The sequence below is a fragment of the Rhodothermales bacterium genome (assembly GCA_013002345.1).
In the GTDB taxonomy this organism is placed as follows: Bacteria; Bacteroidota; Rhodothermia; order Rhodothermales; family JABDKH01; genus JABDKH01.
This window is the reverse complement of sequence record JABDKH010000125.1, coordinates 1-10309: the sequence shown is the minus strand read 5'-3', so window position 1 is coordinate 10309 and position 10309 is coordinate 1. Positions and strand designations below refer to the sequence as shown.

Annotated in this window: 9 protein-coding genes; 2 read left to right on the top strand and 7 right to left on the bottom strand. The window is 57.7% G+C overall.

From position 1 onward, the window contains the following. The 7 genes from HKN37_06465 to HKN37_06435 form a co-directional block, all read right to left on the bottom strand. The coding region (locus tag HKN37_06465) for a glycosyl hydrolase (protein NNE46286.1) at positions 1-1052 on the bottom strand (1052 nt) is incomplete at its 3' end. A gap of 185 nt (positions 1053-1237) precedes the next feature. Continuing rightward, complete coding sequence (locus tag HKN37_06460) at positions 1238-3007, bottom strand: hypothetical protein (protein NNE46285.1); 1770 nt, start codon at positions 3005-3007, stop codon at positions 1238-1240. Between the two features lie 116 nt (positions 3008-3123). Then, the gene (locus tag HKN37_06455; protein ID NNE46284.1) at positions 3124-3699 is read right to left on the bottom strand and encodes a hypothetical protein; all 576 of its coding nucleotides are present in this window, start codon (positions 3697-3699) and stop codon (positions 3124-3126) included. A gap of 74 nt (positions 3700-3773) precedes the next feature. Then, entirely contained in the window at positions 3774-4247 is a 474-nt protein-coding gene (locus HKN37_06450; protein NNE46283.1) for an isoprenylcysteine carboxylmethyltransferase family protein, read from the bottom strand. Between the two features lie 369 nt (positions 4248-4616). Next, on the bottom strand, positions 4617-6059 hold the full coding sequence (locus HKN37_06445; protein ID NNE46282.1) for a hypothetical protein: 1443 nt from the start codon (positions 6057-6059) through the stop codon (positions 4617-4619). A gap of 170 nt (positions 6060-6229) precedes the next feature. Further along, complete coding sequence (nuoB, locus tag HKN37_06440; GenBank protein NNE46281.1) at positions 6230-6742, bottom strand: NADH-quinone oxidoreductase subunit NuoB; 513 nt, start codon at positions 6740-6742, stop codon at positions 6230-6232. Between the two features lie 248 nt (positions 6743-6990). Then, on the bottom strand, positions 6991-9138 hold the full coding sequence (locus tag HKN37_06435; protein NNE46280.1) for a T9SS type A sorting domain-containing protein: 2148 nt from the start codon (positions 9136-9138) through the stop codon (positions 6991-6993). A 359-nt stretch (positions 9139-9497) separates the two neighbouring features. Between HKN37_06435 and HKN37_06430 the strand changes: the two genes are divergently transcribed. Continuing rightward, on the top strand, positions 9498-9779 hold the full coding sequence (locus HKN37_06430; GenBank protein ID NNE46279.1) for a hypothetical protein: 282 nt from the start codon (positions 9498-9500) through the stop codon (positions 9777-9779). A 111-nt stretch (positions 9780-9890) separates the two neighbouring features. Further along, positions 9891-10309 (top strand): nuclear transport factor 2 family protein (locus tag HKN37_06425; GenBank protein ID NNE46278.1); only part of this gene is annotated, 419 nt, incomplete at its 3' end.

The window sequence follows — 10309 nt, the reverse complement described above, 5'->3', positions numbered from 1 at the left end:
GGGTCAAGATTATCCCAGATTGCCGGGTCCTCGTGGCCGAGCACCCACACCGAGAAGCCTCGTAAACTGTTCTTGCGGACGACTTCGAGCTTGCGTGCAAATGAGCGGGCGTCCTCAAGAAAGATCCATTCGAACAGCCCCCCGTTCTCAAAGAACGTGTACGGCACGCCCTGATCCTCCAGCCAGCTGACTTTGGCTCCGAATCGATCGGCGAGAGCGAGCGCCTCCCGGTGCTTGAGGGATTTACTCCATGAGCGCGCGTTCACGAGATACAGATCGTCGTCCTGCTCGGTCGCCCAGTGCTGCGATACGACCGGAATCCCGAGCGAGAGCTTGTTCGCGGGCACGTGCTTCAGGAAGTATTCGACGTTGTCGTTGACCCACGGGATGCCTGCGTTGGGACCCGGCGGTGTTCGTCGGGTGTGCTGCGAGTAGGTCATCACAGAAATGAAATCACCCGCATCCGCGAGCGCCTTCAGGTCGTATCCGGCCCGCCAGTTCTTGTGCAGCCACTTGAAGTATTTCGTGGGACCGGGATACTCGCCAGGTCGGTGCACAACGGCAATGCTCAGTTGATAGCCGGCTTCGTGCAGGGCGCTCGCCGTCTCGCGGTAGAACCGCGTAAAATGATCCCGGTCGTTGATGTGCAGGTTCTCGAAGTCGAACTGAATGCCGAGGTAGCCGTGTCGCCGGCATTCGTTTACCAGTGTTTCGATGGCACGGCCGCGCGCGGCATCGCTCGTCAACAGCCCCGTCAACATCTCCTGGTTAAACTTCGGATTGTGGATGAGCGGCATGACCGGTACGCCGTGGCGCTTCGCCAGCTCGAGTACCCGCGGATCGACGCCACCCCAGACCACGCCGTCCTCGTCCACGTTGTAGGCCACGGGCGCGACGATGCTGATCTGGTCGATGTGTTCTACCAGTGCATTGTAGCTGAACTCACTATCGACCACGTAGAACAGCCGCTGGAGCGGTTGCTGGGCAGCGGACGTCCATGAAAAGGCGAGCAGAAAGAGGAGAGGGATAACCGGCAGGGTCGCTTGTCGCATCAGGACACCTCGAGAGATTAGGCGATCGTGACTGGGTCCGGGTGCAGAATAGGGACTGGCATCTATCGAAGAAACAATGTTTAGCATCAGGCACAGCGCAGCGGGAATTGCCTACGGTCCTGTAGGGTCTCGCGCGGCGCTCGTACCGCGGCGGGAGGAGCATATCCGCCATCGCGATGAACACTCTACCGCAGATCTATCGTATACGTGGCGGTGGCTGCGGGTGTGCAGGCTTCGTGCGCCGGGTGCGGACCCACCTGCTGGACTTCAACCTCGATGTCCCATTGTTCGGCAGGAAGGTCGGGAAGTTCATAGATGTAGCCCTGGTCTGTGACCGTCTCGGCGAACACCCTGCCGACTCCGGTGACCCATCGGTACGCCGTCCACGTGACCCGGAACGTTCCATGTCGAGTAAAGGTGTCCTGATCCGGGTGGTTCTTTGTCTCGGGCGAAAGGAAGATGCGGTTTCCAAGGGTGAATTGCGCGACCTCGACTTCGAGGCCGTAGCCGGGCCAGCGATCGCTACCCTGGCACGGATTGTATTGCTGCGGAATTCTCCGGACTGTCGGGCGTGCTGTAGGGACGCCCGTGGTATTAATCCTCCAGATCGGCGGGTTGTCCCTGTTGTACCGCGTCCACAGGTGATCTCGGATGCTCGATACCACATCGGGGATGTTCCAGATGCTTGGTGCCGATTCCGTTGACAGGATCTGCGGCGTGTAGAACACCCAGTCAATCAGCATATCCTTCCTTTCTGGCAGCGTCTGGACGCCATTTGCCATGACGTTTAGATCGAAGAGCACCCGCATCAATCGGGGTGGAGCGAACTGTCGTACTTCGTCAATGGTCGTCATCTGGAAGTAATCGAAACCAGCGTAAAGACCGGCCGAATCCGCCGCGGGCCGACCATGGTACACGTCCTCATCCCGGGCGAGGATATAGTACTTGACGTCGCCCGCTGTGACCACGATGTAGACCGTGATGAAAAGGGGACCATGGGTCTTGCCCGAAAGGATTTCGAAGCACTCCCTCGTCGATGTCTCCAGTCGCCCACCGGCCTCACCCGCATCGTTTCGGACATAGCAGGCTCCTTCTCTTTCCGAGGCACCTGTTCGTGGATTCTGCGAATTGTTCGACCAGAACGTGTTGGCCCACGTGATGCCCGTCGAGATCGATTTGTGTCCCTCGCTTCCGTCTGGATCATACCAGTTGTTGAATTCGAAGTTGGCCTCCGACCACGAATCGTGGGCCTGCGATGGGTCCGATAGGTCCTCTGGTCGGGGGAACATCGGCTCCCGCTCTTCGAGGAAGTACTCCGAGCTCTGGAGCCAGAAGGCGGGGACGAAGGAAATGTCCGCTGCCGATCCGTCGACTTGATCGTGGTGCCGAAGCCCGTCAAAGTCGGGCAGGAGAATTCGTGCTACCCAGCTGCCCGTCTGGGCGACGAACCCGGACGAGATGCGGAGGCTGGCGATACGGTCGCTATAGTCTCCTTCCTCTGCTCTGAAGAGCACGAAGTTGGGATCGAAGGCGCGGGCGCCTGTGCTGAGTTCGCGCAGCTTGCCCATTCCGTTCATGATGGTCTCGAGGTCGCCCGATACGTAAACGCCGTCGGGGTCGAACCACGACCTGTCACTCGGCGGATTGTCGTACCCCCATATGTGGCCATCGCCCGGGTACTCGAGCCAGTCGTGCTCGTACCATGCCCGCGTGCGCTCAACAGTGAGATCAATGTCTGGTCCGACCGCCGTGAGCCAGAGATTGTCGCCGAACAGACTCCCGTCGGGATGTCGAAATACGAATGGATCCGACGGGGGACTCGGCGTCACTCCGTCCGCCGGGTAGTCGAAGTCGTCGAAGAAGAATGGGAAGTCGATGCCGGGGACAGGGGGGATCGACTCCTGCGCGAGAGCCGTCCGGGCAGATGGGATTATCAGAGCTGCTGCGCACATCATCTGAACGACGGATACTCGTATCGTTCTGCCTGTGAGGTGCAAAGACAGATGTGAACGATCCGATCGAATCAGAAATCGGAAACTCGTTGTCCTTGCTCGCCGTGAAGGTCTCCGTCTCATTCGCCTTGTCCCTGATCGTGATCTTGTATCGAGTGGTCTCCGTCGTGGCCCATCGAGCCATACCCGCGCAGTCGCGCGTATGTCGCGACCTGGTCGAGAGTGAGCACCTCAACCATCTTCAGGTGCGCTGCCAGATGTGTGTAGCGGATCCGACCGGTAAGCTGACTGGCAATTTCCGATAAACCCCTGACTGCCGTTGCGGACGGCTCGCCGTCGCTGAACAGTCGGTCCAACTGCCTCTCCGTCTCGACCAGTTGTGCACCCAGTTCCTGCGCCTCCCGCTTCATCGAGCGAAAGCTCTCCTCGACCACAACTCGTTGCTCGGCAGTCAGGTCCAGCGAATCAGCCAGATCAAGAACGTGACGGGGACCGGGGTATCCGTTCAACTCTGCCACTTTCGCGAACCCGAGCCCGGCGCCATCAAGGTAGCCTTGCACGTCGTCGTTTGAGAGCGCCTTGATTTCCCGGCTCTCTTCTCCCACGTATGGCGAATGCTCGGACCGGACGTGTGACACCTCACCGTGCTGGCAGCCGGCTGCTGCAAGTGCAATCATCAAGACAAAGGTTCTCATTGATCTTCCTGGTTGGATATCGGGATTCAGGCCTGGTGGGGGAGTGGTGATGTTAACCGCTGTCTCGCGAGTGACTATTTCGGCCACCAGCGACGCACCGACTTGCGATACTCGTCATACTCGTCTCCAAACATCCGCTTCAGAGTCGGTTCCTCGTACAGCACAACGAAGAGGTGCGTGATAACGAAGAAGGCGGCCGTGTAGCCGAATACTTGCACCGACTCGAAGTAGAAGCCGACACCTGCAAGAGCCAGGCCCGCACCGATGTACATTGGATTGCGTACGCGGCCGTACGGCCCGCGAATCACGAGTTGGCGAGGTGGATCGAACGGTGCCGGAGTGCCTTTGCCCACGATGGCGAACGCGAGCACGCACCATACCGCGAGTGCAGCCCCGGAAGCCGTTACGATCATCCCGGCCACCTGCAATGTACCGGTCATGGCGGGCGCAACGATTCCGGACGCCGACAGGATTCGTGCCGGAACGAATACGAGAACCAGTCCGATGAAGACTGTCGCGTACGTCACGCCGCGGACCAGGGCAAACATATGACTACTCTCCTGCGACGGCAGCGGTCAGCAATGGTGCGCTGCCTTCCGCCATCAGTGCATCGGCAAAATGCGTGTCAAGATGCAGAGTAGCAAGAATCGCCCACGAGTCGGCCAGATCCACGTAACAGGCGTCGGCTCCGCAGGACCTGTCGCGAAGTCATCGTCAGTGTACGGGTCACACGCTCACAAGGCTGACGAAACTGGCCGGTGCGAGCGTGACTTGTAGCCAGATGGCGCAGGCACCCAGAATTCTCCAGTGCATTCCAGATCGCTGCTCCTCACGATCCGTCGGAGAATGTCGAGTGGTGCTCCACAGGGTGACCGGGGAATCCATGAAACCAAAAGTCCGCTCACCACGCGACCGATCTACCTGTCACTCACTCCAACCAGAAGTTGCTCGACCCGCGGATCGCTCCGAATCGGGACGAGAAGCGGATCCGAGGCAAGTGTTTCAGATCCGAAACGGCCGCTGTTGACCGCGCATGTCAGGGCTTCGATCGCGGCATCAACGTGAGACAGCTGGGCTTCGGCCCGTGCGAGCTGCAGACACGTGAAAGGAGCACCCGGACGGATGGCCAGTGCAATGCGCAGCACTCCGGCCGCACGTTCGAAGTCTCTTTCTGCGAGGTAGCGTCGCGCTTCGTAGAACGAGAACGCACTGAACGCGGATGCCAACATGCGACGGGCCGCCGCGGAGGCGTCGGGATCGGACTCGTCGGCTGCCTCCTGCACGAGCTTCACAAGCCGTAGCTGCTCGACCGCTTCTGCCTGCGACGGATGCTCTTCGGAGTCGCGATACGTGTCGGCGAAGGACTTTGCCTCAAGCGTATAGAGCAATGCACGCCGCGACAGCTGCTCGCGCCTGGTCATCTGATGGCGAAGATCTGCCTTCAGAGCGAGGAGACCTAAATCCATCCGTATGGACTTTACATCCGCGAGCCCCTGGTAGTCAGCTGCGATTTCCCGGTATCGTCTTGCGGCGTCCGCGAGGAGACCGACGTCTTCCATCTCTCTCGCCGCTCGACTGTCGATGGCGAAAAGAGAATCGACGAATGAGCTATCGACCGGAATGAGTCCGCTCCGCATGGCACGGAGGTGTATCCAGCTCAGGGCCATGTCGGCAAGATCTCGCGGTGGCCACGAATGTCCTCCGTCGAATGTTGCGAATCGATGCCCGACGGCTGTCGTGTCCAGCGCAAGGTCTCGCATCCGCGCACCATCATAATTGAAGCCCTCGACGCCGGCGGTACCGAAGTAGACCGGTGGCCGCGTCATGCGCAGCGTTGCCATCACCTCGGGCTCGCGAATTGACAGGCCGTCTCCGGCGCCGATGATTCCGGCGACGTGACCATCAAGCTGCGCAGCGATCGCCCATGAATAGTGAGCGGTTCCCGAGAATCCCGCGAGGTAGAGTCGTGCAGGGTCAACGGCAAACCGAACCTGGGCATCGACCAGCATGGCCGACAGTGCATCATCGTTCACTACGTACGCCGAATCGGCATCGCTGAGCGTGTCGTAGGAGCTCATCAGCACGTAGCCGAGCCGCTCCGCGGTTTCACGAAACAGTTCGAGCGGACGCAACGCTACACCTCTTGGGTCCATCAAGAAGACGACCGGATGGTTGCCTGACTTCGCGTAGCCCTTCGGAAGGTAGACTGCGTAGTGCCGGGACGAATTAGTCCCGGAAGTAACGTTCTCCGTCACTTCGCCGACACGAAAGAACAGCGAGTCATCGACGGGTTGCTGCGCCGTCGCACTGGCGACGATCGACGACAGCGTCAGAATCAACACGACGATTCGCACTCGCATAGTGAACGCAGAGATGGATGGGGAGTCACTGCTATCATGATGCGACGGATCGGTGCGAACAAGCAAGTCACAATGGAGAGCCCGACCTGCGCCTGGAATGACGCGTGGGAGGCAGGTCAGTAGGTTGGTACCGGGGGAGAGGTCAGGCCTCGACGGGTCGTGCCTGACCGCTACCCTGGTCCGCGTCCAGAGGCATAGTCGAGCGTGACGGTGTATTCATTCCTGATCATTTCCTGAATATCCATCAGTGCGTGTTGCAAGGCTTCGGGCCTTGGGGGGCAGCCCGGGATGTACACATCAACAGGAAGAAAATTGTCGACCCCCTGGACTACGCCGTAACAACGGTGCATTCCGCCCGATGATGCACATGCTCCCATGGCGATGCACCACTTGGGATCAGCCATCTGATCCCAGATGCGACGCAGGACGTGCGAGATTTTGTAGGAGCACCATCCAGCGACGAAAAGCACATCCGCCTGACGCGGCGAAAAGCGAAACGACTCACTCCCGAACCGGCCCATGTCGTAGCCGGGGCAGAAAGACGACATCATTTCGATGCCGCAACAGGAGAGTCCCATCGGCAGGGGCATAAGCGAGTTCGATCGAGCCCAGTTGAACACGACATCCACGCGTGTCGTGAGGGCTGACGTCTCACCCAACAATCGATCTAATCCTGTTTTCACGGGCTCGAAGTCTCTTGAAAAGAGATCGAGTCTCAGGTAACCGACTTCAGTGGTAAGCGGCTGCGGGGGAATCCCTGAAATCACACAGGCCCCACCTGCATCGCAGGCCGGGTCTCAGCGGCCAGATGGGCTGCCAGGGAGACGCATGCAAGTCAGTGAGACCGAATCCGGCGTACCGGCGAAGGCCCTTCTTCGATTGTCGGACGATTGGTCAAGGAATGCTGCCCGAGCCAACGGTCAGAATCTCGTCATCTGACCAACATTAGCCTGCCGTACATCTTGACCCCTCGGCTCGTTGCGAGCTCATAGAGGTACATGCCACTGGCAACATGACTACCGTCATCTCGTGTGGAATCCCAGCTCAAGGAATACGTCCCGGGCAAGAGCGTGCCAGAGAAGAGACGCCTTTCCCGCTTGCCCAGAACGTCATAGATATTCAGTTGAACGTCTACAGTACTTCGTACGCTGATGGGAATCTTCGTGGTCGGGTTAAAAGGATTCGGATAGTTTTGACCGAGTTTAATTTCTTGCGGAAGTACGGCATCCTGTTCATCTGCTCCAGTGCTGACCCCTTCAAATGTTATGTACTCTTCTCTGAGTAACGTTGACGACGTCACCCCGTTCGATATCGTAAGTCGTACGGAAAATGCAATGTCTTCTGACACAGAGTACGTCCACGTTGGGTTTTGAATGAACGCATCATTTGAACCATCGCCATCAAGGTCCCACTCCCACGAAACGACCTGATTATTCGGATCGACTAGAGATGCGTCAGTGAACTGCACGGTCAGTGACGACTGTCCGGATGCAGCCGTTTGATCGGCGTAAAAATTGGCACGGCTAAATCCGTCGGGTATCTCCTCAACGATTGTCAAAATCTGGTCAACGTCTTCGTTTACGGCGACCTGTTCTATTCCCGATGGCCAGGCTATCCTAATCGAGTCCACGACTGATGCTTCTCCCAATCCGAAATGCGCTCGATTGTCTCCATGAAAAACAAAGGACGTTGTTCCACCGGAGATCATCCTGTGCTGCCATTTTGGAATGCCGTTTACAGTGCGCTTCACGCTTACCCGGGCACCAATAGCCGATCTATTCGAAAGCGCTCCGACACACTGTATTGTAATCCAGTGGTTAGCGGTACCGCCGTCATTGCGAAGCAAATGGTTTGGCTGTGGCGATCCATCTCGATTTGCCGGAATGGCATATGTCAACAGGAAAAGATCCAGATCACCGTCGTTGTCATAGTCCCCCCAGTTGCCACCCTGAAGTGCAGGAGGGGGGAGTGAAAGATCCCCGTCCTCCGAGGCCGGGACAGCTTCAAATCCCCCGTTCCCGTCGTTCACATATAGAACCGGTGAACGCGATCCGGTGTACAGGTCCAGGTCCCCGTCGTTGTCAGCGTCTCCCCAAACTCCCATGACGCTCCTTCCAGACGTTACCGGAGTGCTGGTAATGCGCGTAAAAGTGCCGTCTCCATCGTTTCTGTAAAGACGATCAGAACTACTCAGGATGGGAATAAAGACATCGAAGTCACCGTCATCGTCGTAGTCACCCCAGGACGACCCGATGTCCGAAACGGCTCCGTCGGTTGTTAGCCCGCTCGTGGTGACGACATCAAAACGATTCGGATTTCCGGATTCCTCGAGCAGGCTCTTGTACAGCTTATTCGTTGATGACCAGATCACGACAAACAGATCTTGATCTCCATCGCCGTCATAATCCACCCAGGTATCGTGGGTGCCGACTCCTGGCCTGAGTGCCGTGAACGGGAGAAATTCAATCCTGGTAAAGACGCCCCCTGCATCTTGCCGATAAAACAGATCACCTGTGGCCTCACCACCGACTTCAACTCTGGCTCCAGCAGAGAAAAGGTCGACGTCTCCATCCTGGTCGTAGTCTACCCAGCTCGCCGACGGCGAAGCGTTCAATTCTGGTCCGATGTTGACCATCTCAAGCGTATAATCGGGAGGTCCCGAATTCCTGAACAGGGCATTGGATGCGAGCTGAGTCCCGCCGGCCATCGTGACAAAGTTTGAGATAAATAAATCCTGGAATCCGTCGTTGTTGTAGTCTGCCCATAGAGCGGCGTTGCCCACTCCCTCAGGTGTCAGGAAGTTGCCGGAGGTTTGAGCGGTGAACGTTCCATCCCCGTCGTTTACATACAAGAGGTTCTGGGTTTCTCCGAGGGCAAACATGTCGAGAAAACCATCGCCGTTGATGTCGTTCCAGGCTGCTCCGGTACTTAGAATCTGGTCCGTTACGATCGGACCCACATCTGTAACGCGCGTGAAAGACTGAGCATGAGTATTGCTCCCGTGAGAGACCGAGATCAACCACACAATCGATATCAGAATGCACAGTCTAATCCGTCGGGCGTCTGGCTTAGCGTTCACAACTACCTCAATAGATGCGAGATGAGAGGATCGACTTCGTACCGATGACCGTGTCGAACTGTCGTGCAGTATCGGGCAATTGGGGCCATAGCGCAACCACACGGGTGCCATTTGGAGAAAGCATTCAGGGCTGTGCTCCTGGCAGCAGCGGTGCTGCACACAGCCGCTCGGACCGAGGTGCAGGAGGAAGAGTGCCAGGGGGCCAGGAGTATCATTTCACTGGATGGCTCCTTGCGTCTTTCCCGATTTCAGGGTATTACGTAGATCTCGCTCAACTCACATCTCTGTCGCGCACTTCTATGCCCAGCGATGTCGGGCGCCGTATTGTCTACACCAACCAGCTGAAGAGGAGTACAGCCATGGCAACACTGATCGCATTTCACGAAGTGAACGACGGACAGACCTGGGCCAGTGCCTGGAGACACGGGCCGGGGAGTCGGCACGAGATGTTTGCGAAGATCGGTGTGAAGGCTCGGACCTTTCGCGATCCGAACAACCACGAAGTAACTGGCGTCCTGATAGAAGCACCAGATATTGAACGTTTCGAGGCGTTCATGGCAACCGATGAGGTGAAGAAGGCGATGGAGGAGGACGGACTCAAGATCGATACAGTGCGCATCTTGAGCGAGTTCTCGCCGTAGGTGGCCCCGCTCCCGTTTTCGGGCGATGGTCGCGCAAAAGGGGTCACAGGGCGTGTGAGCAGGTCGGTCTATCGCTGTTCATTGCCGCCGCTACACGTTCCAACGTAGAAAATGCGAAACACACTCCTGTTAGTGTCAATTGCAGCACTCGCCTTCGTCCCCGACGCGGTCTATGCGCAGAACACGAGCGATCCGACCTCACAGATCGAGGAGCAGCGTGTTCTGGCTATCGAGGACGAGTACGTTACAGCGGAGGTGAGCCGGGATGAAGCCACGCTGCGCCGAATCGTCGATGAACGATTCCTGTTCAACTCCAACACAGGCACGACCACTGGAAAAGAGGATTTCATTCAGTCGGTGCTGAAGATGTCCATGGTCGGCCAGACGATTAGCGAACGGTCTGTTGTCATTGAGGGTGACATTGCTCTCGTCTTCGGCACGGCGGAGCTACGATTCGCCGCGCCTGGCAAGGATGAGTCCGTCTCGGTGCTGCGATATACGTCTACCTACGTGAAGCGAGATGGAGAGTG

What these genes read in the sequence shown, in the direction of transcription:
- HKN37_06460 (NNE46285.1), bottom strand. Translation starts at nt 3,007, where the DNA reads ATGATGTGCGCAGCAGCTCTGATAATCCCATCTGCCCGGACGGCTCTC.
- HKN37_06455 (NNE46284.1), bottom strand. Translation starts at nt 3,699, where the DNA reads ATGAGAACCTTTGTCTTGATGATTGCACTTGCAGCAGCCGGCTGCCAG.
- HKN37_06450 (NNE46283.1), bottom strand. Translation starts at nt 4,247, where the DNA reads ATGTTTGCCCTGGTCCGCGGCGTGACGTACGCGACAGTCTTCATCGGA.
- HKN37_06445 (NNE46282.1), bottom strand. Translation starts at nt 6,059, where the DNA reads ATGCGAGTGCGAATCGTCGTGTTGATTCTGACGCTGTCGTCGATCGTC.
- HKN37_06430 (NNE46279.1), top strand. Translation starts at nt 9,498, where the DNA reads ATGGCAACACTGATCGCATTTCACGAAGTGAACGACGGACAGACCTGG.